General features: G+C 40.8%; 25 protein-coding genes. 18 read left to right on the top strand and 7 right to left on the bottom strand.

Going from position 1 to position 22,556, the window contains the following annotated elements; all coding sequences use genetic code 11:
- The first annotated feature begins 6 nt into the window (after positions 1-6).
- A complete protein-coding gene (locus K8O68_RS01445) occupies positions 7-381 on the top strand; it encodes a GNAT family N-acetyltransferase (RefSeq protein WP_230895157.1) in 375 nt (124 codons plus the stop codon).
- On the opposite strand, the gene K8O68_RS01440 is transcribed toward K8O68_RS01445, so the two are convergent.
- A complete protein-coding gene (locus K8O68_RS01440) occupies positions 378-905 on the bottom strand; it encodes a DUF309 domain-containing protein (RefSeq protein WP_230895156.1) in 528 nt (175 codons plus the stop codon). The genes K8O68_RS01445 and K8O68_RS01440 overlap by 4 nt on opposite strands.
- Before the next feature lie 131 nt (positions 906-1,036).
- On the opposite strand from K8O68_RS01440, the gene K8O68_RS01435 reads away from it, so the two are divergent.
- From K8O68_RS01435 to K8O68_RS01425, 3 genes are read left to right on the top strand one after another with little or no spacing between them, the layout of a single operon-like run.
- Positions 1,037-1,798 (top strand): segregation/condensation protein A, encoded by a 762-nt coding sequence (locus K8O68_RS01435; RefSeq protein WP_230895155.1) that lies wholly within the window; start codon positions 1,037-1,039, stop codon positions 1,796-1,798.
- A complete protein-coding gene (gene scpB / locus K8O68_RS01430) occupies positions 1,791-2,381 on the top strand; it encodes an SMC-Scp complex subunit ScpB (RefSeq protein ID WP_230895154.1) in 591 nt (196 codons plus the stop codon). Before K8O68_RS01435 ends, scpB begins: the two co-directional genes overlap by 8 nt.
- 34 nt (positions 2,382-2,415) lie before the next feature.
- A complete protein-coding gene (locus K8O68_RS01425; RefSeq protein WP_230895153.1) occupies positions 2,416-2,913 on the top strand; it encodes a DUF3907 family protein in 498 nt (165 codons plus the stop codon).
- Between the two features lie 62 nt (positions 2,914-2,975).
- Here K8O68_RS01425 and K8O68_RS01420 read toward each other — a convergent pair whose 3' ends face one another.
- Together K8O68_RS01420 and K8O68_RS01415 are read right to left on the bottom strand one after the other, a co-directional pair.
- A complete protein-coding gene (locus K8O68_RS01420) occupies positions 2,976-3,692 on the bottom strand; it encodes a DUF421 domain-containing protein (RefSeq protein WP_230895152.1) in 717 nt (238 codons plus the stop codon).
- Between the two features lie 59 nt (positions 3,693-3,751).
- Positions 3,752-4,255, bottom strand: coding sequence for a hypothetical protein (locus K8O68_RS01415; protein ID WP_230895151.1), 504 nt, complete (start codon positions 4,253-4,255; stop codon positions 3,752-3,754).
- A 128-nt stretch (positions 4,256-4,383) separates the two neighbouring features.
- On the opposite strand from K8O68_RS01415, the gene K8O68_RS01410 reads away from it, so the two are divergent.
- The 5 genes from K8O68_RS01410 (at position 4,384) to spoVAE (ending at position 7,528) form a co-directional block, all read left to right on the top strand.
- Positions 4,384-5,394: a 4Fe-4S dicluster domain-containing protein gene (locus tag K8O68_RS01410; RefSeq protein WP_230895150.1), complete on the top strand. Its 1,011-nt coding sequence runs from the start codon at positions 4,384-4,386 to the stop codon at positions 5,392-5,394.
- Positions 5,387-6,073, top strand: coding sequence for a formate dehydrogenase subunit gamma (locus K8O68_RS01405; protein ID WP_230895149.1), 687 nt, complete (start codon positions 5,387-5,389; stop codon positions 6,071-6,073). Before K8O68_RS01410 ends, K8O68_RS01405 begins: the two co-directional genes overlap by 8 nt.
- A gap of 144 nt (positions 6,074-6,217) precedes the next feature.
- On the top strand, positions 6,218-6,655 hold the full coding sequence (locus K8O68_RS01400) for a YhcN/YlaJ family sporulation lipoprotein (protein ID WP_230895148.1): 438 nt from the start codon (positions 6,218-6,220) through the stop codon (positions 6,653-6,655).
- Between the two features lie 10 nt (positions 6,656-6,665).
- Positions 6,666-7,130 carry a stage V sporulation protein AC gene (gene spoVAC / locus K8O68_RS01395; protein WP_230895147.1) on the top strand — a complete coding sequence of 155 codons (465 nt, stop codon included), beginning with the start codon at positions 6,666-6,668 and terminating at the stop codon, positions 7,128-7,130.
- A 47-nt stretch (positions 7,131-7,177) separates the two neighbouring features.
- Positions 7,178-7,528, top strand: a complete 351-nt coding sequence (spoVAE, locus tag K8O68_RS01390) for a stage V sporulation protein AE (protein WP_230895146.1) — start codon at positions 7,178-7,180, stop codon at positions 7,526-7,528.
- Positions 7,529-7,531: 3 nt separating this feature from the next.
- Here spoVAE and K8O68_RS01385 read toward each other — a convergent pair whose 3' ends face one another.
- A complete protein-coding gene (locus tag K8O68_RS01385; protein WP_370640464.1) occupies positions 7,532-8,245 on the bottom strand; it encodes a DUF421 domain-containing protein in 714 nt (237 codons plus the stop codon).
- 185 nt (positions 8,246-8,430) lie between these two features.
- Here K8O68_RS01385 and K8O68_RS01380 point away from each other — a divergent pair, with 185 nt between their 5' ends.
- The 8 genes from K8O68_RS01380 to K8O68_RS01345 all read left to right on the top strand — a co-directional run bounded on the left by K8O68_RS01380 (position 8,431) and on the right by K8O68_RS01345 (position 17,608).
- Positions 8,431-9,579, top strand: coding sequence for a D-alanyl-D-alanine carboxypeptidase family protein (locus K8O68_RS01380; RefSeq protein ID WP_230895145.1), 1,149 nt, complete (start codon positions 8,431-8,433; stop codon positions 9,577-9,579).
- On the top strand, positions 9,572-10,171 hold the full coding sequence (locus K8O68_RS01375) for a nucleoside recognition domain-containing protein (protein ID WP_230895144.1): 600 nt from the start codon (positions 9,572-9,574) through the stop codon (positions 10,169-10,171). Before K8O68_RS01380 ends, K8O68_RS01375 begins: the two co-directional genes overlap by 8 nt.
- Entirely contained in the window at positions 10,168-10,698 is a 531-nt protein-coding gene (locus K8O68_RS01370; RefSeq protein ID WP_230895143.1) for a spore maturation protein, read from the top strand. The genes K8O68_RS01375 and K8O68_RS01370 overlap by 4 nt, the downstream gene beginning before the upstream one ends.
- 247 nt (positions 10,699-10,945) lie before the next feature.
- Positions 10,946-11,665 (top strand): pseudouridine synthase, encoded by a 720-nt coding sequence (locus K8O68_RS01365; protein WP_230895142.1) that lies wholly within the window; start codon positions 10,946-10,948, stop codon positions 11,663-11,665.
- 396 nt (positions 11,666-12,061) lie between these two features.
- Entirely contained in the window at positions 12,062-13,741 is a 1,680-nt protein-coding gene (gene resB / locus K8O68_RS01360) for a cytochrome c biogenesis protein ResB (protein WP_230895141.1), read from the top strand.
- On the top strand, positions 13,722-14,906 hold the full coding sequence (ccsB, locus tag K8O68_RS01355; RefSeq protein WP_230895140.1) for a c-type cytochrome biogenesis protein CcsB: 1,185 nt from the start codon (positions 13,722-13,724) through the stop codon (positions 14,904-14,906). The genes resB and ccsB overlap by 20 nt, the downstream gene beginning before the upstream one ends.
- Positions 14,907-15,101: 195 nt before the next feature.
- Positions 15,102-15,818 carry a response regulator transcription factor gene (locus K8O68_RS01350; RefSeq protein ID WP_230895139.1) on the top strand — a complete coding sequence of 239 codons (717 nt, stop codon included), beginning with the start codon at positions 15,102-15,104 and terminating at the stop codon, positions 15,816-15,818.
- Positions 15,818-17,608: an ATP-binding protein gene (locus K8O68_RS01345; protein ID WP_230895138.1), complete on the top strand. Its 1,791-nt coding sequence runs from the start codon at positions 15,818-15,820 to the stop codon at positions 17,606-17,608. The genes K8O68_RS01350 and K8O68_RS01345 overlap by 1 nt, the downstream gene beginning before the upstream one ends.
- Positions 17,609-17,785: 177 nt before the next feature.
- On the opposite strand, the gene K8O68_RS01340 is transcribed toward K8O68_RS01345, so the two are convergent.
- The gene (locus K8O68_RS01340; RefSeq protein ID WP_230895137.1) at positions 17,786-18,301 is read right to left on the bottom strand and encodes a MogA/MoaB family molybdenum cofactor biosynthesis protein; all 516 of its coding nucleotides are present in this window, start codon (positions 18,299-18,301) and stop codon (positions 17,786-17,788) included.
- Between the two features lie 305 nt (positions 18,302-18,606).
- On the opposite strand from K8O68_RS01340, the gene K8O68_RS01335 reads away from it, so the two are divergent.
- Positions 18,607-19,167 carry a cob(I)yrinic acid a,c-diamide adenosyltransferase gene (locus K8O68_RS01335; RefSeq protein WP_230895136.1) on the top strand — a complete coding sequence of 187 codons (561 nt, stop codon included), beginning with the start codon at positions 18,607-18,609 and terminating at the stop codon, positions 19,165-19,167.
- A 631-nt stretch (positions 19,168-19,798) separates the two neighbouring features.
- On the opposite strand, the gene K8O68_RS01330 is transcribed toward K8O68_RS01335, so the two are convergent.
- Both K8O68_RS01330 and serA read right to left on the bottom strand, forming a co-directional pair.
- Positions 19,799-20,590 carry a SurA N-terminal domain-containing protein gene (locus tag K8O68_RS01330; protein WP_230895135.1) on the bottom strand — a complete coding sequence of 264 codons (792 nt, stop codon included), beginning with the start codon at positions 20,588-20,590 and terminating at the stop codon, positions 19,799-19,801.
- Between the two features lie 206 nt (positions 20,591-20,796).
- Positions 20,797-22,371 carry a phosphoglycerate dehydrogenase gene (gene serA / locus K8O68_RS01325; RefSeq protein WP_230895172.1) on the bottom strand — a complete coding sequence of 525 codons (1,575 nt, stop codon included), beginning with the start codon at positions 22,369-22,371 and terminating at the stop codon, positions 20,797-20,799.
- Between the last annotated feature and the right edge of the window lie 185 nt (positions 22,372-22,556).

The raw sequence follows: 22,556 nt of genomic DNA, 5'->3' as shown, positions 1-22,556 counted from the left end.
TTGATTATGCTTATACCTTACAAAAAAGAATATGAAAAAATTGCTATGGGCTTGCTTTCTTTTATGCCGGGAGAAAAAAAGGTCCAAAAAATTCAGCAGACAATAGACCATTACCGTGCGTCCAACAGCTGGCATTTATATTTGTGGCGTAATGAAGACGGGCGGTTTGTAGGTGTAGTAGGAGTGGAAGAAAGTGATGACTGTGTGTATTTGAGAGACCTGACAGTGGATCCTTCCTATAGAAATGAGGGGATTGCAAATAAGATGGTTAAAGATACAGAAGTTCTTTGGAAGACTGAACTTACCGGTACCACGACCACTCATTATTTTCTGGAACATTGTAAGGAAAAAGATAAACATGAAAAAAAAGGGGAGAGCTAATGCTCTTCCCTTTCTTTTTTCTTTTTAAGCAGGGAGTGCTCCCTGGCCTTTATCACATCAGAGCGGTCCCGTAATTTATGTTTAAATACCAGGATATTTTTACTTTGTGAATCGTCAGACAGCCATTCCCATCCTTGTTCTTCTGTAAACTTAATACTTTTTTCAATTAGTTCCTCACTTACAAGAGGAAGGTTCATAGGAGTATACCCTCCGTCATGAAGGATATTCTTTATACGTGATTTAATAAGGTATTCAAGATCCCCATGGTGAATATCAAGGCCTTCAAACAGGTTCTTATTGCTTCTTAAATGGTGAAGGACTTTCCGGTACAATCTCAGGCTTCCCGGAAAGTTTTTTTGCCGCTCATGATAGACTGCCACAGCAATTTGAATTAAGGCGAGCCACTTGACTTCCCTTTTATTTTGAAGCCAGAATTCTTCCATTATTTCATGGCATTCGAAAAAATCCCTGGAACCGTGAAAATGGGCAAGGTATTCGATGTAAGCCGTTGGATATTTCTTCATTTTTCCCTCCTGCACCTCTAAGTTATTAACACCATCATAAACTAATATTTCTTTGATGTGAAGAAAACCAGTACTCAATTAAAAAATTATAATATGATATAATTCATTGAGTAAGAAAGGTTTGATATATAATGCAATATAGCGTAAAACTCCACTCCTTTGAAGGTCCTCTTGATTTGTTGCTTCACTTAATACAAAAAAATGATCTTAATTTAAACGATATTCCAGTCAAAGAAATCACTGAGCAGTACATGGCGTATATTAATGCTATGCAAGTGCTGCATTTAGATATTGCCAGTGAATATTTAGTCATGGCTTCGACCTTGCTGCATATGAAAAGCCAGCTTTTACTTCCCGCAGAAGAAGATTTATATGAGGACAATATGCTTGCAGAAACGGAAGAGGATCCTAAAGAAGATTTAATGCAAAGACTGATTGAATATAAAAAATTCAAAGAAGCGGCTGATGAATTGAAAGAAAGAGAGCTTGAGAGAAGCAATTTATTCTCTAAACCAATGACCGATTTAACACCTTTACTGGATGAATCAGAAGGTGAGAACAAACAACAGGCAGTTGATGTTACCATTTATGATATGCTCCAAGCCTTCCAGAAAATGAAAAAAAGAAAGAAGAAACAAAGACCGGTTTACTCAAAAATTCACCGGGAAGAAATACCAATTGAACAACGAATGTCCCAGCTGCTGGGGGAATTGCATAATAAAGGCGGAAAAAGCCGGTTTTCTGATCTTTTCTATGAAGAAGATAATACGCATCTCGTAGTTACTTTTCTTGCATTATTGGAACTCATGAAATCTAATTCTATACTATGTGAGCAAAACAGTAATTTTGACGAGATAATGATTTTTAAAAAGGAGGTCCATCCGTTTGACTAGTGAGGAAATTAAAGCTGTAATAGAAGGACTTTTGTTTGTCTCCGGCGAAGAAGGTCTGGACGAAAAACAGATTATGGAGGTTCTTCAAATAGATAAAAAGACGTTGAGTTTTTCTTTAGAAGAATTGAAAGAAATGTATCAGCAGGAGCAAAGAGGAATACAGCTTGTAGAAATAGCGGGCGGCTATCAGCTTACAACGAAACAAAAACACGCTCCTTATTTTAAAAGACTCGTCCAATCACCGTCATCGGCTACCCTTTCACAGGCAGCACTTGAGACGCTGGCTATTATAGCTTATAAGCAGCCTATTTCAAGAGTTGAAATGGAAGATATCCGAGGTGTCAAATCCGAAAGACCGATCCGGACATTAATTGGAAAAGGGTTGATAAAGGAAGTTGGCCGCGCAGAAGGGACAGGAAGAGCCATATTATATGGGACTACTAAAATATTTTTGGAACAATTTGGGTTGAAGTCGACAGAGGAACTTCCCCAGCTTCCTGAACAAATGACGGAAGATCATGCAGAAGAAGAAGCAGATTTATTCTTTTCTAAATTTAATGAACAATTTTCGTCCCAAAAATAACAAAATAAAGAAACAAGAGGAGAGAAGAGACAAGATGGGAAATGATTTAGTAAAGCAGCAACTTCAATTCACCATGGATAAAATGGAAGAAGTAACTGGAAAATTGAGGACTTACTTAAATGAGGCCACGCTGAGTGAACTGAATAAAAGCGAAACACGGACGTCGAAAGACGATTTTCAGCTTATCCTTGATCAATTTAGAAGGCTGCTTGTTTTCTTTGACGAAGGCAGAGAGGCTGGAACTGTATTGTTACGGAGTGAACGTTTCAGAAAGAGTGCGGCTGAAAAAACGTTGTTTTGGATTTTCCATCAGTGTGTAGAAGAATTCTTCCAGCCGCATTATGACGTGTGGTTTGAAGACAGTCGGGCGGCATACACCGGAAAGAATGCTATCCGTTTCAGGAAGGAAGTCCCTGCCCCACTTAAAGATATGGTTAAAGCTATTGAAGGTCCTCTGCAGGAAATCCGGGAAGAATTAGAATACTACGAAACAGATTACCGTACGAAAGTAAAGCAAAGAGAAAGCAACTGAATAGAGACTGAAAAAACAGCCTGATAAACTTTTTTAGGCTGTTTTTTGCTGGCTATTGAAAATCAAGCTGAAGAAACATTTATATATTTAATAAATGGAGCCCGGTTAAGCTGAATATAAAGAGGGGCGCCTTCGGACCATTCGGCTATTATAATATGATTGACAGTCAGAGCGTGTTTCTTGAAAAGATCTATAAACCAATCTTTTGAATAGGGGGTCTGAAAAATATTATCGTCAACCCATTCACCGTCGCTTATAATCGTCATCGGGAGGGTGACAGAAGAAGGTGGTTTGGAAATGTCTGCCTGGGTCGCTGCCTGAAAAGGGCTTTTCTTTAAAACATTTAAATTCCCGTTTGATTCAAGTATGGCATATTCCACTTCTGAGAATGAAAAAACATCTTTATTACGCAGGAGATTCTGCAGTTGATCCAGGTCCAGGTTATTTTTTCTCAGTTCTTCACGTATTATTTTCCCGCTGTGAATGACAATTGAAGGTTTGCCTTCCAGCAGGCTCCTGCTCCCTTTCCACTTCTGGGTAATTTTTTCAATCGTCATAATTAAACCTCCCCACAGAGCCACAGAATAAAGGACGTAGTGGACACCTATTTCTTTATCATATATAGCATTACCCACAAGTTCCCCCAATACGAGTGCAGAGATAAAATCAAAAGGAGTTAATTGAGTAATTTGTGTTTTTCCCAAGACTTTAGTTAAGACTAGAAGAGCCATAAATCCTACAAGCAATTCAACAGTCAGCGAAGAAAATGTAGTGTTCAAAGGAACCCTTGCCCCCTTTTGTTGGAAGATATTAAATAGGGTTCGCACTTTTGGATGTTTTATGAGAATGTATTCAGTTCCTTAAGCCATTGATCCATATTGTGGCAAAGTTCCCGTGATGCCAAAACGAGTTTGCCCGCTTCTGTATCAGTCTTATGAGCAGCACCCCGGAAAACAGATTTTAATTTTCCTTTATCAGTATACCAGTACCGGTCCAGATAATTATTAAATGAGTTCATAAACGAGTGGATCAGCATTTGCTGATCAGGGAGATAGAGATCTTTTATTGAATTGGTATCGAAAACGAGTGACTTAGGAGCTAATTCAATTTCTTTCTTATGTATGTCTTCCGTTTGTTTCTGAACAGCATTCCTTATTCTTAAAAGCTGAAGCTCAATTGTACGCTTTCTCTCGTCCTCCAGTTCGTATACGTGTCCGGAATTTTCTTCAGCTTCAGATGAAGAAGACTTTTTTAAATACACTCTTTCTTTAATTAAGAGATAAATAATAATAAGCTGACTTATAAAAATACATGTCAGTAACAGAATTATAACAGTGTTCATACACTCCCTCCATTCGTTTATATAGTAACAAAACCGTCACAGAAATGACATATATAAATGTTTCCCACAGCCTTCCTTTATGCTTAAATACACATAGGGGTATAAGTATTTATTTAGGAGGAGAAGGCATGGATAGAAGATCGTTTATTAAAAGAGCTACCGCAGCTGCAGCAGCGGCGTCCGTGGTGACGGCTAAGCAAAAATGGGTGTTGGCATCGGGAGCAGAAGAATCAAAGCAAATTGGCTCAATTATTGATTTAACTAAATGCGATGGGTGTGAATACGAGGGGACGCCGCTCTGTGTTAAAGCCTGTAAAACAAAGAATGCCGACAGGTTTCCGCAGCCGGAGAAACCGATTAAAGATTATTGGCCCCGAACACACCATGAAGACTGGTCCGATGAACAGGACCTGACCAACCGGCTGACACCCTATAACTGGACGTTCGTGGAGCAAGTGGAAGTCGAGCATAACGGAGAAATGAGGAAAGTGTCTGTGCCGCGGCGTTGCATGCATTGTGATGATGCGACATGCCAGAAATTGTGTCCGTTTGGAGTTATTCATAAAAGCGAGCATGGCGCTGTAACCATCGATGAAGACTTTTGTATGGGCGGAGCAAAATGCCGGTCGGCATGTCCGTGGGACATCCCTCAACGGCAGGCAGGCGTCGGTTTATACATGAACCTTGCTCCAGATCTGGCAGGGGGAGGAGTAATGTACAAATGTGATATGTGCACTGATTTACTGGAGGCAGGCAAGAAGCCGGCTTGTGAGACAGCTTGTCCTAGGGATGCGATCACATTTGGACCTTTAAACGATATGAGACAAGAAGCTCGAAGGCTTGCTAATGAGATTGGCGGTTATGTTTACGGTGATGAAGAAAATGGCGGCACCCATACCTTTTATGTGTCAGAAGTACCGTTTGAAAAAATTAATCAAGCTATTATGGCAGACAAAGAAGCGCTTCAGGACAAGCGGCCGGGACGCCCTCATATGAAACCGGACGTAGAAAACCTGTTGGATACGGCGCATGGGTTTACTTTAGCAATGATAGTTGCCCCTGTCGCGGGAGCAGCGGCTGCGGGAATTACTGCTTATAAGACGCTTAAAGGAGAAAAGGAGGAACAGGCCGATGAGTAAATCAGATAAAATAATCAGGCAGTCAAAGTCTAATCGGTTTGTTCACTGGGCAAGTGCCATTTCCATTTTAATGCTAATTATTACGGGATTAGGGCAGCTCCCTCTATATGGCCGTTACCTACTGTGGCAGCCTTTTGGAACCGGCTGGTTAACAAGTTATGAATTAACTTTATGGGTACACTATATTTTCGCTTCTATTTTAATTTTTACGGTTTTTTATCATATTGTCTTTCATATTATTCGCAAAGAATATGCGATTTTACCGAAAAAAGGAGACATGAAGGCTTCCTGGCAGCTGATTAAAGCTATGATATTAAAAAAACAGGAACCACCGAGTGAGAAATATCTTCCTGAACAGCGTTTGGCGTATATGCTGTTTGCTGTGGCAATAGCTGTTTTAATAGTTACAGGAGGGATAAAAGTATATCAGAATTTAAGCGGAGTCAATATATCGAATACGATGATGGTGATCGTAACCCTAGGTCACAATCTTGGTACGGTGTTAATTATTTTTGCTTTTATTGGTCATATGGCAGCCTTTTTGTTTAAAGAAAACAGAAAAATGCTTGCCGGGATGTTTACAGGTAAAGTAAATAAAGAATATGTTAAACACCGCCACAGCTTATGGTATAAGGAACTTAAGGCACAAAAAAATAAAAAGAATAAGTCTGTCTCATAAATTGAAAAATAAAATAGGGAAATCAGGCGCATGCATAAAGACCTTCTTTATGCATGTGCTTTTTTGTCTCACATAATTTCCCAACATAAAAAATTTACCGCTTACGATACTATAACTATGAAGAATGAAAGGGTGAGGATAGGAATGAGAAAGTGGGCCTTTATTTTAAGCCTCTTAATTATACTTAGTACAACTGCTTGTCAAACAAACGAAGACAGAGAGAACTTACAAGGTCAATCAGTAATTAAACATACAATCATTTCTCAGGTGGATGCTGAAACGGCTGAGAAAGCGGCTGAACGGGTGGAGAAAGTTGATAAGGCTCAAGCGGTGTCCTTTGAAAAGGATATATTCATTTATCTTGATGTAGAAGGGTTTGACCGTTTCTTCCTTAAAGATATTCGCAGTCAGACTAAGAAAGAAGTGGAAGATGCAGTAAAAGGCAGCAAGGTGCAGGTTTCCACGGATAAGAAAATTGAAATGGAAATTACTGAACTTAAAGAACGCCTGAATGACCGCCAGATTTCTAAAAAGAAGCTGGAAGAAGAAATCAAAAAAATTGAAGAAGATATGAAAGCGTAGGTGTTGCCATATGGATAAAGACTCAAAGTTAACCCCTTCTCAACAAGAGTATAAAAAACTTGCCGGAAAACATGAGATTAAACGTCCGGTTTTAAAGAACTGCGTTAAGGCTTTTATCATTGGAGGCCTGGTGTGTACTTTTGGCCAAATTATTCAGAACGGCTTCGTCGCCTACTTTGATTTTACTGAAAAAACAGCAGGTGATCCGACCGTAGCGACACTTGTATTTATTGCCTCTTTATTAACTGGTTTAGGAATATATGACCGTTTTGGCCAGTTTGCAGGAGCAGGCTCGGCAGTTCCCGTAACTGGCTTTGCCAATGCTATGGCTTCCGCGGCTATAGAACACAGAACAGAAGGCTATGTTCTCGGTGTAGGCGGAAATATGTTTAAGCTTGCGGGATCGGTCATTGTTTTTGGGGTGTTTGCCGCTTTTGTCATTGTATTAGTAAAATATTTATTTTTTGGGCTGTAATTAGGGTAGAAATTATTTAGACAGTAAGTACTGGGAGGTATTTTATAATGATATTTGTAAATGCATTTGTAGTTGGAGGGATCATTTGTCTTATAGGGCAGCTTCTTCTGGACGTAGGGAAGTTAACTCCTGCTCACACGTTAAGTACATTAGTAGTAGCAGGGGCGGTACTCGACGGGCTGGACCTTTATGAACCTCTTATAGATTTTGCAGGAGCAGGAGCTACAGTTCCAATCACAAGCTTCGGTAATGCGTTGGTGCACGGGGCAGTCACAGAAGCGCAGCAAAGCGGTTTAATAGGAATTTTAACAGGAATATTTGAAGTGACGAGTGCAGGGGTATCCGCAGCGATAATTTTCAGTTTTCTCGCCGCTCTGATTTTCAAGCCAAAAGGTTAAAAGCTAATGCTGCAGTGGCGGACCTTTTAAATCCGCATTTTTCAAGGAGACATGCAGTTCTTTGTCTTCATTGACGCTTGCGAAAACAACTTCCTCAGGCCGGAAAATCCCTTTTTTCTTCAACTCATTATGCAGCCATGCTGTATTGAGGCCAAGACCTTTTAATATGTTTGTATAAACTTTTCCTTCCATCATGACCGGGTATGCGAGGTTGGAGGAACGTTTAGCTGTATAAATATCTTCTAAAGTAACGAGAGAGTTCTCAGGATTTCTATAAACCGTAAGTTTTCCGTTGGCTTCTACAATTCCCAGCTTTACCGTAGACAGATCAAAGATATCTTTTTCCCTGAGCATTTGCAGAATATTGTCTATAGAGTAACGTATTTGCTCAATATTCTTTAGAATAAGCACGCCGTTTTCTATAACTACCGTTGGTTCAAAAGTCATGAAATGACCGAACCAGCGTTTTTTTATGATGAAATAACTAACAATTCTCTGTAATAAAGCGATGACTAGAATCGCAACAATTGTATGTAGATGTTCGATATCTGGGTCAGCAATATCTGCCCCCGTGACGGAAGCCAAAGTAATGATAATCAGAAAATCAAATAAAGGAAGCTGTCCGATAGCCCGTTTTCCCATATACATAGTGACAATTAAAAGCAGGGGCAGAATAGTCAACACCCGCAGAATAATCCTGAAAAGTTCGTCCATCATGTCAGTGCTCACCTTTCTCAATAAAAGGAAACTAATAGAAGTAGTTTTAACAAAGAACTAAATTATATTCCGGAGAGAGACAAACTCTTCAGACATACTTGTACATTTTATGCATAGACTTGGCTTATAAAGAAGTATTGATGCCCTTTTTCCCGGGCATCCGCGGACCAGAATGGAGGAATAACATGAAATTGCCTGCACTTCTATCTATATGTATTATTCTGGCTATCTTTCCTTTTGGCTCAGAGGTATCAGCAGAACAGGTTTTTGATAAAGGCGTCTCAGCTCACGGAGCTGTACTCATGGAACAGGAAAGCGGGAGAATCCTGTTTGAAAAAGAATCCAGTACACCAATGAGGATTGCAAGTATTACAAAAATAATGACAGCTGTTTTAGCAATTGAATCTGGAAAGATGGAAGAAACCGTAACAGTATCCTCACGAGCCTTCGGAACAGAAGGGTCGTCTATCTATTTGACTGAGGGTGAACAAATCTCATTGGAAGATCTTGTCTACGGGCTGATGCTCCGGTCCGGAAATGACGCAGCTATTGCGATAGCCGAGCATGTAGGAGGCAGTGTTGAAGGGTTTGTATACATGATGAATGAAAAGGCCCGGGAAATCGGGATGGAAGAGACGCTGTTTGCAAACCCGCACGGGCTCGATGACCATGAAGACCATTATTCCACCGCTTATGATATGGCGCTTCTAACCCAATACGCTATGAAGAGTCCTCATTACAGGGAAATTTCTGCTTCTAAATCATACAGATCTGTCACAGCAGAAGACAGAATAAGGGTTTTTAATAATAAAAACAGACTTCTCACTCAATTATATAAACATTCGACAGGAGGTAAAACGGGTTATACAAAACGGGCTAAGCGGACTCTCGTTTCCACTGCTGAAAAGGATGGGATGGAATTAATAGCTGTAACAATCAATGCACCGAGTGACTGGCATGACCATATGAATTTGTTTGAATGGGGTTTTGACAGCTTTGAGATGAGTACCATTGTTAAGGAAGGAACAGTAACAAAAGTCGACGATCCCTTTTATAAAAACAAATTAAGGACAGAGTTCAGCTTCCAATATCCGCTCACAGATGAAGATTTCAAACATTTAAAACAGAGAGTGGTACTCCTTAAACCGAATGAAGAAAGATGGGAGCAAGAAGGCTATCCCTATCCTATTGGGACTGTTCAAATAGAACTGAAGGGTAATGTTATCGGGATCGTTCCATTAAAATATGTATATGAAAAAACGGAAGAGCCTTCTTTATTTAAAAAATGGCTGGGTCATTGGTTTAGAGTGAACGGAATGGTCCCAAATGGTTAATATCATCTGGGTGTTCCTTTTTTTAACAGGGTTTATTTTTGCTGCGGTTACCGGCAATATGGAAGCAGTAAATGAAGCGGTGTTCTCCGGAGCAAAAGAAGCAGTAGTCATATGTATAGGACTAATAAGCGTGTTAACTTTTTGGCTGGGTATAATGAAGATAGCTGAAAACGCCGGATTATTGAATATGGTCAGCCGCCTGATGTACCCGGTTATCTCGAAACTCTTTCCGGATATTCCAAAAGGCCATCCTGCATTAGGCTATATCGTTTCCAATATGACTGCTAATATGTTCGGATTAGGAAATGCTGCTACTCCAATGGGAATAAAGGCAATGAAAGAACTGAAAAAATTAAATAACGATAAAGATGAAGCCAGCAGGTCCATGATTACTCTGCTGGCTGTTAACACAGCAAGTATAACCCTGATTCCAACGACAGTAATCGCTCTCAGAATCGAATATGACTCTGCCGCCCCTACAGAAATTGTTATGACAACTATTTTAGCCACTGCCTGTTCGACTTTAGGAGCTATTTTAATAGACAGGTATTTTTATTATAAAAGAATGAATAAAGGACGTGGTATCTATTGAGCTGGATAACGACCATATCCGTCTGGTTGATCCCTTCCCTGATATTAACCATTTTATTAGTGGCTACTTGGAAAAGAGTTCCATCTTATGAGTCATTCGTTGACGGGGCAAAGGAAGGGGTAAATATGTCTTTTTCCATAGTCCCGTATTTAGTTGGTATGCTTGTCTCAATTAAAGTTTTCCGTGAGTCAGGAGCTATGGGGTTTTTTATAGACTTATTTAAGCCTCTCTTTTCTTTCTTTTATATACCGGCTGAAATTCTTCCTTTAGCAATGATCCGGCCATTATCCGGAACAGGAGCGTTAGGGATGACCAGTGATTTAATCGGAACATATGGACCAGACTCGTTTATTGGAAGACTGGCATCCACCATGCAAGGAAGCACGGATACGACTTTTTACGTTTTAACTGTATACTTTGGTGCTGTGGGAATTAAAAAAATGGGGGACGCACTTAAAGTGGGTCTCTCTGCCGACGTCATCGGTATAGTGGCTTCCATCATTATAGTAAGCCTTGTCTTTTTATAAGTTAGGGAGTTGTTCTTGCTTTTAGGCAGCACGTTTTCTCTCGGAAGAGGAGAGACCGCAGACAGTTTGGAGTCTTTTTCATCTTTTTTCTTAATAAAAGACATAGTTATATTATTTTCCCTTGAAGAGTTACCTTTAAGGGTTTTTTTATTTGTAAGTTTAACCGAAAAAAGATAAAATTAAAGTTTGAAACAAGGAACTTACAGTCAACACTAATGAAATGATTACAATCTAAGGTGGGAAATACATGGAGCGTTTACAAAAAGTTATTGCACAAGCAGGTGTGACTTCCAGAAGGAAAGCTGAGGGATTAATTACTGAAGGGAAAGTGTCTGTTAACGGAGTTAAGGTTACCGAACTAGGTACAAAAGTTGATCCTGAAAAAGATGATGTGGCAGTCAACGGTGTGCCTATTGATAAAGAACAGCCAGTCTATTTTTTACTATATAAACCGACAGGCGTTATTTCGAGTGTATCGGATGAGCACGGCCGTAAGGTAGTGACCGACTACATTCATTCTGAACAGAGGGTTTATCCAATCGGAAGACTGGATTCTGATACTTCAGGCCTTCTGCTTCTTACAAATGACGGGGATTTCGCCAACCTGCTCATGCACCCCAAATATAAAATTAAAAAAACATATATAGCTAAAGTAGAAGGGATGCCACTCCGGGAAACAGTTAAACAGCTTGAGAGAGGGGTCAAATTAGAAGATGGCAAGACGGCGCCGGCAAAAGTGAAAGTTAAAAAAACAGAGAAAAAGAAAAATACATCAGTCGTTGAAATAACTATACATGAAGGGAAAAACCGTCAAGTGCGCCGGATGTTTGAGCATGTGGGCCACCCTGTATTAAAATTAAAAAGGGAGACATATGGTTTTCTCACTTTGCACGGTCTGAATGCGGGGGAGAGCAGAGAATTAAAACCTCATGAAGTGAAACAGCTGAGAGAATTAGCTGTCACATAATGTTCATATTTTACAAACAAACGAGCTATTAACACTACACTGATAGTGTTAATATTATATTAGAAAAGATATAATCAGGGAGCAGCATAAAATCCTCCGGTTCAAAATTATAAACTTGATTGCTGGTTATAAGGCCTGCTGTAGGATAGACATTCTACAGCTGTTTTTCAGAAGACAGAGGGTTAGTGGATCGTTCCTCCTCAGAAGAAGGGAAGGTTTGATTTATCATTGTCCATTGGATCGTATATTCCTATACCAACACTTATGGTTTTTTCATTCTCCCGGATATATTTCAATATGAAAATGGACAAGGATTGACACACATAACACGGCTGGAACCAGAGGCTGCTGCTTTATTGAAATGAGTTAATTCCAGGGAATTAGTGGGGGATTATGATGGAGAAAGTAAAATGTGAATGCGGCCACGTGAATCCATACGGGACTTATTTATGTGAATCATGCGGAAAACCGCTTATAGAAGAAAAAGGTAAACTTGCAAATATGCGTTATGAAGGGGTAGCGAGGCGGTCCCAGACTTATACGCGAACATTCGTGGATAAAATATGGAACTTTTTTTCCTCGGTTAAAGTTGGGATTTGGATTATAGTGGTATTGCTTCTTACCTCATCTTTAGGGACGCTTTTTCCTCAGGAGATGTATATTCCGCCGGGTGAAAATGCGACTATTTATTATGAACAGGAGTATGGGACGCTAGGAAAACTTTATTATCAGCTGGGCTTCCATAATTTGTACAGCTCCTGGTGGTACATGCTGATTATTGCAGCTCTCGGAATCTCTCTTGTCATTTGCAGTCTGGACAGAGTGGTCCCATTACACAGGGCTCTTAAAACCCAGCGTGTCACCCGCCATGAAGCGTTCCTGAAACGGCAGCGTTTATTTTCTGAGACTGACAATGCTGAAAATATTGATGAAGATATGATTAAAGCGGAGAGTCTGTTGAAAGAAAAACGCTATAAGATCCGTAAAGAAAATGGTAATATTCTAGCTGAAAAAGGGCGGTTTTCCAGATGGGGCCCTTACGTCAACCATATTGGGTTGATCATATTCCTAATTGGCGGCATGCTCCGCTTCTTCCCGGAAATGTATTTAGACGAACATGTATGGGTCAGGGAAGGTGAACAGGAAGTGATCAGCGGGACAAATGGTGAATACTTTCTGAGAAATAATGAGTTTATGATCGAACTTTATGATGAAGAAGATGAAAAATACCAGCCTGCACTGGAAAGGGCTGGCGGTCCGGTTGTAAAAACGTATCAGACTTCTGCCACTTTACTTCGCCGGGAGGCCGGAGGGACAATTGGCAGTGAAACAGAGCTGGCAGAGGTTAAAGACCATGATATACGTGTGAATGACCCTCTTACATTCGAAGGATTTTCGTTGTATCAGGTAGATTATAAGCTGAATGAGCTGTCTTCTTTCACATTTACCCTTGAAAGTGAAGAAGAAAACACAGATTTAACAGACATTCAATTTGAAGTAGATTTAAACGATCCTGAGGATGTGTATGAGTTCGATAACGGTTACCGGATTGAAATAGTGGAGTATTTCCCGAACTTTGTAATAGATGACAATCGCGAACCGACTACGATTAACCGTATTCCTGATAATCCAAGAATAATTTTTGAAGTGTTTCCACCGGGAACAGATCATGAGGAAGAGCAAGGGGAACTCAGTTTAGTTGGCATCCAGGTGAATGAACCATTAAATGGGGAAAATGACTATGCCATACGCATGACTGACGTAGATATGGTAAATGTAACAGGCCTGACAATCAGAAAAGACAGAACTTTACCTATTATTTCGGTTGGCGGCTTCATTTTTATGATTGGTCTCGTTCAAGGGTCTTACTGGCATCACAGGCGTATTTGGATTCAAAACCGTAACGGGCGACTCGTATTGGCAGGCCATGCGAATAAAAACTGGCACGGGCTGAAAAAAGATTTTAAATATCTATCTGACGAGACGGCTTTTCCAATGCCTGTCGACCAGTCAGAGGAGTCCTCTGAAGAAGAGAATGAAGGAGTGAACGAAAGCCATGATCCAACTCAGCGCTAATATGCTATACGCAGCTTTCTTTTTGTATATTTTATCAGCTGTCCTGTTTGCTGTTTCAATAACAGGCGGCAAATTTAAAAACCGTAAAGGGGAAGAGGATAATAAGGCAGGATTATTCGGCTACATCACAGCAATTCTTGCTTTTGGAGCCTCGCTGACTTATTTTATTACAAGGTGGATCGCAGTCGGATATGCTCCGGTAAGTAATATGTTTGAGTATACAGCAGCTTTAGGAATCGCCCTGGGCCTGGCTTTTGTAATTATTCATCCTATCTACCGCAATAATTATTTAGGTTTATTTACAATGCCTGTAGTAATGCTTATTATTGCTTATGCATCTATGTTTCCAAGAGAAGTTCAGCCGCTGATCCCTGCCCTGCAGTCTCATTGGCTGACGATCCATGTTATTACCACCGTTATCGGCCAGGGGATTTTAGCAATTGGATTTGTAGCAGGGTTGTTATATTTAGTCCGGGTCATTGATTTTAAAAAGACTTCCAAAAAAGTAAAAGGTGTCGAATTTATCATTTACACACTTGTCGCAACAGTAGCTTATGTAGGGCTTGGTTTCGGATTTGGAGCAGCTGATTATGAGGCAAACTTTGCCTACATTAATGAGCAGGGCAATGAAGCTGAAGTCACTTATTTCCTTCCGCCGTTAATAGGGCCAAATGAAGGAGAATTAATTTCTGAACAAGGGATGTCTCCACTTGTTGAGGTACCAGCCTATATCAGAAGTGACGATCTTAATACGGTCGTTTGGTCAGTTCTTGCGGGACTGCTCCTGTACGGCTTGCTTCGGCTGGTGCTTCGTAAACCTGTTGGCGGGGCAATTCAGCCGGTTGTGAAAAATGTCAATCCGCAAACAGTAGACGAAATTAGCTACAGAGCGATTGCAATAGGATTCCCGATTTTCACTTTAGGAGGCCTCATTTTTGCGATGATCTGGGCTCAGATAGCCTGGACAAGGTTCTGGGGATGGGATCCGAAAGAAGTATGGGCGTTAATCACTTTCCTGTTTTATGCAGCTTACCTTCATTTACGTCTCTCGAGAGGGTGGCATGGTGAGAAAAGTGCCTGGCTTTGTGTTATAGGTTTTGCTCTTATTATGTTTAACTTGATATTTGTTAACCTTGTTATCGCAGGATTGCATTCTTATGCATAATAAAGCCGGCAGAAGCCCATTCTTTTAAGTAGAGTGGGCTTTTGGTATAGTAAAGTTACGGGTAATAGTGAAAGAGTATACACGTCAGGGCATCAATCTGTTACAATAAATTGTGAACAAAATAATAACTTTTTTTTTAAAACCTGACGTTTAAAATCACCTGTGCAGGTGAGCTCACTTAAGGGGGAAACGACTATGTCGGAAGAAGCAAAAATTTTAGTTGTAGATGACGAAGAACGAATCAGAAGATTGTTAAAAATGTATCTTGAGCGGGAAGAATATGACGTTGATGATGCTGAAAACGGGGAGAAAGCATTGAAAATGGCATTGGACGCCGATTATGATTTAATCGTTCTTGATTTAATGATGCCAGGCATAGATGGAATAGAAGTGTGTGAAGAAATCAGAAAGCATAAAGCTACGCCGATTATTATGCTTACTGCCAAAGGTGAAGAGGCAAACAGAGTACAAGGTTTCGAGGCAGGAACTGACGATTATATTGTAAAACCTTTCAGTCCAAGAGAAGTGGTTCTGAGAGTAAAAGCGCTCTTAAGAAGGTCCTCTTCTACTAAGTTTTTACAGACGGAAACGACTACTAAAGATGTCCTTGTGTTTCCGCATCTGACAATTGATAATGATGCTCACAGAGTGACAGCAGATGGCAAGCACATTAATTTAACACCTAAGGAATATGAGCTGCTCCATTATTTGGCCCAGGCACCAGATAAAGTTTTTGCAAGGGAGCAATTGTTAAAAGATGTCTGGAATTATGAATTCTTTGGTGACCTCCGTACAGTAGATACACATATTAAACGGCTGAGGGAAAAATTAAATAAAGTGTCCCCTGAAGCTGCCAATATGATCTCCACCGTATGGGGAGTCGGCTATAAATTCGAGGCAGTGAAGGAATAATGATGTTTTGGCGAAGTGTCGTAGGCAAACTCTGGTTTACGATTCTTCTACTGGTATCAGTGGTTTTGATCATTTTAACTATTCTGCTGCTTCAGTATTTTGAAAGGTTTCATACGGACCATGCGGAGAGCGAGTTAATGAATCATGCAAATTTAATCGTTTCTCTGCTTGAGGAAGAAGGAGCTGACGAAACGGCATTAGCAATGAGCAGAACGATCTCAGAAAATTATTCCACTGAGGCACTGATTATTTTTGATGAAGACCAGTTCTGGTATTCATCTGAAGACGGCGACCATGACCTTCCAATATATATTTTTTATGAGGATGAACTGTTATCCCGAGTGATTGAAGAGGGAGAAACTGTGGCGACTGAATCGGATTATACATTTCCTGTCAGTGGTGAACAGATCAGCCAGGAAATGATGGTAGTCGGACTTCCCGTGGAGTTTGCAGCAGGGGAAGAAGGAGCGCTGTTTTTATATCAGCCGCTTGATGTGGTAGAAGAAGCATCCAATCAAACAAAAAACATCATATATTTATCAGCAGGGATTGCTATCATCCTCACTACTGTATTTGCATTTTTCCTGACAACGAGAATTACAGCACCGTTAAGAAAAATGAGAAAAGCATCTTTAGAAGTAGCAAAAGGCAATTTTGACACTAAGGTTCCTATCTTAACCAATGATGAGATTGGCTTGCTCGCGATTGCATTTAACAGAATGGCGCGGGCACTGAATACAAATTTAAATGCTTTGAATCAAGAGAAAGAACAGCTCTCCCGTATTTTGAGTTCCATGGCTGATGGTGTTATTACTTTGGACCGGGACGGATCTGTAATGGTTACCAACCCGCCTGCAAATGAATTTATTGGAGCCTGGTTATATGAACAAGGATATGAGATTGAAGAGTCAGGCCAGTTACCTGAAGAGCTGCAGGAGTTATTTGAGAAAGTTGTTACAGAAGAAAGAGAACAGATGGGGGAAGTCGACGTCCAGGGGAGAAGCTGGGTGCTGTTAATGACGCCGCTATACGATCAGGAACATGTGCGTGGAGCAGTGGCCGTCCTCAGGGATATGACCGAAGAACGTCTTCATGATAAATTGAGAAAAGACTTTATCGCTAACGTTTCTCATGAGCTTAGGACACCGATTTCCATGCTGCAAGGCTACAGTGAGGCGATTATAGATGATATTGCCGGAAGTGAAGAAGAGAAAAAAGAACTCGCTCAGATTATTTATGATGAATCACTGCGAATGGGCAGACTGGTCAATGAATTGCTTGATCTGGCAAGAATGGAAGCAGGCCATATTCAGTTAAATACCGAACCGTTGGACCTTGAAGATTTCTCCGAAAGAATGATCCGGAAATTTCAAGGGGTGGCTAAAGATCATGCCGTCTCACTTAATGGAGATATTAATAAGATTGATAAACACGTATACGCCGATTCTGACAGAGTCGAACAGATTCTGACTAACTTAATTGATAATGCCATTCGGCATACTCCGGAAAATGGAACAGTTACCCTCCGGGCGGAGCCTTTCCATAACGGAGTTAAACTTGAAGTGGAGGACACAGGAGCCGGCATACCTGAAGAGGACTTACCCTTTGTTTTTGAAAGGTTTTATAAAGCTGATAAAGCAAGAACAAGAGGGCGATCGGGCACAGGTTTGGGGCTTGCCATAGTAAAAAATATTGTCGATGCCCATAATGGTAAAGTCTCCGCTCATAGTATCCTGGGTGAAGGAACGACATTTTCAGTGTTTTTACCATACGGTTCGCCTGAAAAATAAATAATCCCGAGAATAATCTTGTTTCATACGTAACAAAGCACTAAACAAACGGAATTTCTAAGCAGACCTGCATTCAAAGTAGCACCTGCATTCAAAGTAGCACCTACATTCAAAGTAGCACCTACATTTTTACAGTAGGTGCTACTTTAAATAGTGCTTCGTTTTATAAAACTGGTATTACTGCTGATCTTTGTAAATTTCCCGCATGACATGCGCGAGTTCAGGGATTATTAATTCTTTCATCGCGAGACGAACGGCCCCTGACGACCCCGGGGTTGAGAACACGGCTGTTGTTCCTCTGACGCCGGCAGTTGCGCGGCTGAGAATCGCTGCAGAACCGATATCTTTTTCAAAACTTAAATATCTGAACAGCTCCCCAAAGCCTGGAAGCTCTTTATCGAGCATACTGTTAACAGCTTCAAAAGTCGTGTCCCTGAATGTAATGCCTGTTCCCCCGTTAATCAGCAGAGCTTCAATTTCCTCATTCCTGTCTGCAAAGCGGATCCACTGCTGAATACCCGTCATCTCATCTTTAACAATTTCATGACGGATAATTGGGTGACCTGCTTCTTCAAGGAACTGTTTCATTAAACGGCCGCTTTTATCGGACTCGTAAGTTCTTGTATCAGAAACCGTAAGTATCATACAATTAACATTCTCCGGTGCTTCTTTTTTATGTTCATGGACGCTCATACTGTCTCCCTCCTTATCCTCTTATTTTACTAGGGCAGAGCTGGTGAAACAAACAGTAATTTCACGGGGATGCGTAAATCAGTCAATAGCTGTATAATGATTTTCAAATAGCTGCATAAATGATATAAACAATGGGGTCTGTTAAAGTCTTTTACAGCATGTAATTTCTGGACTCATAGGCACCATTCAGTAAAAACGGTCCAATTAGTATATTGAGGGCGGGTTTGCTGAAAAGGAAAGCAAGATGAGACAGGGAATTTCATGATTAAGGTTTAACAGGGCCAAACAATAATGGAGGGTTTTTAATGAAAATATATACAAAAAAAGGCGACCAGGGCATGACCCAGTTAATAGGGAAAAAAGTAAAGAAAACTCATGCCCGGGTAGAAGCTTACGGGACAGTGGACGAATTGAACAGTTTTGTTGGATTAACGAGTGTGTTATTACAGGAAGAGAAGCATGAGGATCTTGTGAAGGATCTGACAAAAATCCAACATGAATTATTTGACCTGGGCGGGGATCTAGCAAATGTCACAGAGAAACACGACTGGACGTTGTCAAATAAAGCTGTTGAGTTTCTTGAGGCAAAAATAGATCAATACTGGGAAGAGGCTCCCCCTATACGTACATTTATATTACCTGGAGGAGGAAAGGCATCAGCTAACCTTCATGTATGCAGGACAGTCGCAAGAAGGGCAGAGCGGCTGGTTGTCAATATACAGGAAGAAAGTGATGAGCTGCCCCCTGCGGCGATTAAATACTTAAACCGTTTGTCAGACTATTTTTTTGCGGCTGCAAGAGCAGTTAATGCAAGAAATGGAAGAGAAGACGTATTGTATGAGCGGGGGAAAGATGTATTTAAATAAAAGGTATTGATAGATGCGAAACCAAAAACAAAAAGAGCCCGGGACAAAACTAAATTAAATCCAGGATAACCGACCAATGAATTCACAATAGACCATAAGTTGAGGTGAGGTTCATAAATGCACTCGCTTGCCGCAGGCATCTCTTCAGCTCCTCGGCAAAAAGCGCCTGCGGGATCTTCAGAAGATGCTTTTCCTGCAGGCGTCTCGTGATTTTTGAACATCAACAATTTTCAGCTTATTTGATTAAAGGACAGAAGGCGGCGACGAAGGCTGAAGATCCAATTCAAAGAAGCTCCAGGCTGAGTTGATTTTAGTTAATCCTGTAGAAAAATCTTTCCGGTGAACGAAGGCGAGGACACCCGGAGGATAAGCGCAGTCTGAAAATCCACTTCCCCGAAGGCCTCCTTCGGGGAAGTTAGTTGAAGACAAGCCTCGGGTAAGCCTTCGCCGAGAGTGAACCCGCAGATTAAAAGTGCAAGCCCCTGGGCAAGCGTCCGCCTGGCGGACTGAAATGACTGCCATTACTATTTATCAGAGTTAAGTACAAAAGCGAAAAACCGAACAAAAATCATAAGATTTATTCGGCTTTCTTTATAATTACTATTCTTTTGTCCCGACCTCGACTTTTAGATTAGAGTGCAATCTCGATGTCAGCGTCATCTCTAAGCTGGGCAACATACTGCTGCTGCTTGACTTCTTCTTCTAATTCACTTTCCATGTCTTCAAAGTCTCCTATTTCAGGATTCTGCATAGCCATTTGATCGTAATAAGCTTGAACGTCTTCCTGGGACACTTCGATTTCATCGTCGTCTAAGTGGCTAAGAGTAAGAAGTTCCTGGACTCTTAAAGACTCTCTGATTTCATCGATTAATTCATCTTCGGTATAATTTTGTGAAGCAAGCGCTTCTTCGTATTGGTCTTCATCTTCAAATTGACCTCTGATTTGTTCCAGTTCAGCTTCTACTTCTTCATCAGAAACTTCAATGTCTTGTTCCTCTGCTTCCTGCAGAAGTACTGTCTGATTAATAAGTTCATCTAAAATACCTTGCTGAATTTGAACAAGAAGCTCGGCGTTTTCCTCATCTTCGAAATCAATGCCTTGCTGGGCAAACATTTGTTCATATTGCCCCATTTGCTCCTGCAAATCGCCCATTTGGATTTCTTCTCCGTTAACTACGGCTGCCGTCTCTTCAGGATCAGCGTCCATATCGGCTTCTCCACCTATGTTTTCTTCAGTGTTTTCATTACCGTCTAAAAGGCCCCCATCAGCCGCTTCTTCATTATTATTTTCAGCCGGGTCTGCTTCATTGGCACCCCCGTTTTCATTATTGCCATTCTCTTCATTCCCGTCACCGCAGGCAGCTAAAACTAACGCTGCAGATAGCGGAAGAGCTAAAAGAGATTTTTTGCTGAACCTTTTCATATTTGCTCATCAACCTTTCTGTGTCTTTTCTCATTATGTGAATTGCATTAGTTACCACTTTATCACACTAGAAGGAGTGAATACAAATTTAAAAATCTATAAAAGTATGGTTAAAAATACCTGTTATTTTAAGGTGGTTTCTTATATGTTAAGCAGAAAAAACAGCCCTTCAGAACTTGAAAGGCTGGCAAAAAAGGGACCTTTTTTTACAATTCTATACTTGAGACAGACACAATTTCGTCAATGCGGGCAAAAGCTTCAAGTACTGACTGATCACATTCTTTGTCTGTTGACAGAAGCATTATCGCTTTACCGCCTTCATTTTTTCTTCCGACTTGCATCGTCGCAATGTTAACGTCATGGGTGCCTAAAAGCTGGCCGACTTTCCCGATAACTCCAGGCTGATCATTGTGCTGGACATAGAGGGTATGTCTAGCCGGCTGGAAGTCGAGGGAAAACTCATTAATTTGTACAATACGGGGGCCAATCTCCCGGCTGAAGGTCCCATAAACTTCGAGAGTATCTTTTTCTCCAATGACAGTAGCTTTTACAAAGTTCGAATATCCCTGAGATTCATTTTCATGTTTTTCTGCGACTTGAACATCTCGTTCTTTTGCAATCCAGGAAGCGTTCACTTCATTAACATACCCGTCTATCCGATGGCGGAAAAAGCCAGCCAGAAAACTTCTGTTGAAAAGTCCTGTCTCCTGATGGGAAATTTCGCCGGCATAACTAAGTTCTATCTGCTGAACGGGAGCTCTGAAAAGCTGGGAAGACATTTCCCCTAATGTACGTGTTAATTTTGTAATAGGAGAAAACTTCTCAAACACATCGCCATCCAGATAAGGCAGGTTTAAAGCGTGAGGGGCGGGTTTTCCGTTTAAATAATTAAGCACTTCAATTGCCACTTGTTCGGCGACATTTTTTTGGGCTTCAGATGTAGAAGCGGCTATGTGAGGAGTAGTAATGACTTGATCAAGTGTCGTTAAAGGGTGGTTCATGGCAGGTTCTTCTTCAAATACATCTATTGCTGCCCCTTTAACATGTCTGCTTTCTATAGCCTCATATAAAGCTTTTTCATCAATAATACCGCCTCTTGCGCAATTTAAAATATATACGCCCTGTTTCGTCTTTTGCAGCGTTTCTTTATTAAGAAGCCCTTTCGTTTCTTTTGTCAAAGGGGTGTGTACGGAAATAAAATCGCTTTTTGAGAGGACTTCATCAAGTTCTACAGGTGTCACACGGTGTTTTTCAGCACGCGATTTTGTTAAAAAAGGATCGAAGGCAATAACATTCATACGAAAACCTCTCGCTCTTGCTGCAAGTTCTGCTCCAATTCTTCCAAAACCGATAACTCCAAGTGTTTTTCCGTACAGTTCGGCTCCCTGATAGGATTTACGGTCCCATTTCCCTTGTTTCATCGACTGGTTAGCCTGGGGAATATTACGTACTAAAGAAGCAAGCATAGCGAAAGTATGTTCAGCTGTGGAGATGGTATTTCCATCGGGAGCGTTTATAACTACTACGCCATTAGACGTAGCAGCATCCATATCGACATTATCGACACCTACTCCGGCACGGCCGATTATTTTTAATCTCGGCATCCTGTTAAGCAATTCCTCAGTTACTGTAGTTGCGCTCCGGATGAGGAGCGCGTCTATCTGCTCAAGAGGGACGCTTGTATCATGCACGGGCTGAAAAATTACGTTCACTAGTGAACTTTCGAGGACAGGTTTAAGCCCTTCTTTATCCATTTGATCTGATACCAGTACTGTAAACATGTCTTTGTCAGTATCAAGCGGCTGTTGCAACTGTACCATAAATTGTATCCTCCCCTGATAAATTTTTTAATTATTCTATATTAACATGATATTCAGTCAATAATCCACTGAGTCAGGCCTTTAATATAACTGTCGTGATCGTCAGCCGTTCTAATTCAAAGCAGTTGACTGGCAGATATTGAAAG

Origin of the sequence: Salipaludibacillus sp. CUR1, from assembly GCF_021028955.1 — a bacterium.
GTDB lineage: Bacteria > Bacillota > Bacilli > Bacillales > Salisediminibacteriaceae > Salipaludibacillus.
This window is presented reverse-complemented; position numbering and strand designations above follow the sequence as displayed.

Coding starts and splice junctions, on each gene's coding strand:
- K8O68_RS01445 (WP_230895157.1), top strand. CDS start 7: ATGCTTATACCTTACAAAAAAGAATATGAAAAAATTGCTATGGGCTTG.
- K8O68_RS01440 (WP_230895156.1), bottom strand. CDS start 905: ATGAAGAAATATCCAACGGCTTACATCGAATACCTTGCCCATTTTCAC.
- K8O68_RS01435 (WP_230895155.1), top strand. CDS start 1,037: ATGCAATATAGCGTAAAACTCCACTCCTTTGAAGGTCCTCTTGATTTG.
- K8O68_RS01425 (WP_230895153.1), top strand. CDS start 2,416: ATGGGAAATGATTTAGTAAAGCAGCAACTTCAATTCACCATGGATAAA.
- K8O68_RS01415 (WP_230895151.1), bottom strand. CDS start 4,255: ATGAACACTGTTATAATTCTGTTACTGACATGTATTTTTATAAGTCAG.
- K8O68_RS01410 (WP_230895150.1), top strand. CDS start 4,384: ATGGATAGAAGATCGTTTATTAAAAGAGCTACCGCAGCTGCAGCAGCG.
- K8O68_RS01405 (WP_230895149.1), top strand. CDS start 5,387: ATGAGTAAATCAGATAAAATAATCAGGCAGTCAAAGTCTAATCGGTTT.
- K8O68_RS01400 (WP_230895148.1), top strand. CDS start 6,218: ATGAGAAAGTGGGCCTTTATTTTAAGCCTCTTAATTATACTTAGTACA.
- spoVAC (WP_230895147.1), top strand. CDS start 6,666: ATGGATAAAGACTCAAAGTTAACCCCTTCTCAACAAGAGTATAAAAAA.
- spoVAE (WP_230895146.1), top strand. CDS start 7,178: ATGATATTTGTAAATGCATTTGTAGTTGGAGGGATCATTTGTCTTATA.
- K8O68_RS01385 (WP_370640464.1), bottom strand. CDS start 8,245: ATGATGGACGAACTTTTCAGGATTATTCTGCGGGTGTTGACTATTCTG.
- K8O68_RS01380 (WP_230895145.1), top strand. CDS start 8,431: ATGAAATTGCCTGCACTTCTATCTATATGTATTATTCTGGCTATCTTT.
- K8O68_RS01375 (WP_230895144.1), top strand. CDS start 9,572: ATGGTTAATATCATCTGGGTGTTCCTTTTTTTAACAGGGTTTATTTTT.
- K8O68_RS01365 (WP_230895142.1), top strand. CDS start 10,946: ATGGAGCGTTTACAAAAAGTTATTGCACAAGCAGGTGTGACTTCCAGA.
- resB (WP_230895141.1), top strand. CDS start 12,062: ATGGAGAAAGTAAAATGTGAATGCGGCCACGTGAATCCATACGGGACT.
- ccsB (WP_230895140.1), top strand. CDS start 13,722: ATGATCCAACTCAGCGCTAATATGCTATACGCAGCTTTCTTTTTGTAT.
- K8O68_RS01350 (WP_230895139.1), top strand. CDS start 15,102: ATGTCGGAAGAAGCAAAAATTTTAGTTGTAGATGACGAAGAACGAATC.
- K8O68_RS01345 (WP_230895138.1), top strand. CDS start 15,818: ATGATGTTTTGGCGAAGTGTCGTAGGCAAACTCTGGTTTACGATTCTT.
- K8O68_RS01340 (WP_230895137.1), bottom strand. CDS start 18,301: ATGAGCGTCCATGAACATAAAAAAGAAGCACCGGAGAATGTTAATTGT.
- K8O68_RS01335 (WP_230895136.1), top strand. CDS start 18,607: ATGAAAATATATACAAAAAAAGGCGACCAGGGCATGACCCAGTTAATA.
- K8O68_RS01330 (WP_230895135.1), bottom strand. CDS start 20,590: ATGAAAAGGTTCAGCAAAAAATCTCTTTTAGCTCTTCCGCTATCTGCA.
- serA (WP_230895172.1), bottom strand. CDS start 22,371: ATGTTTACAGTACTGGTATCAGATCAAATGGATAAAGAAGGGCTTAAA.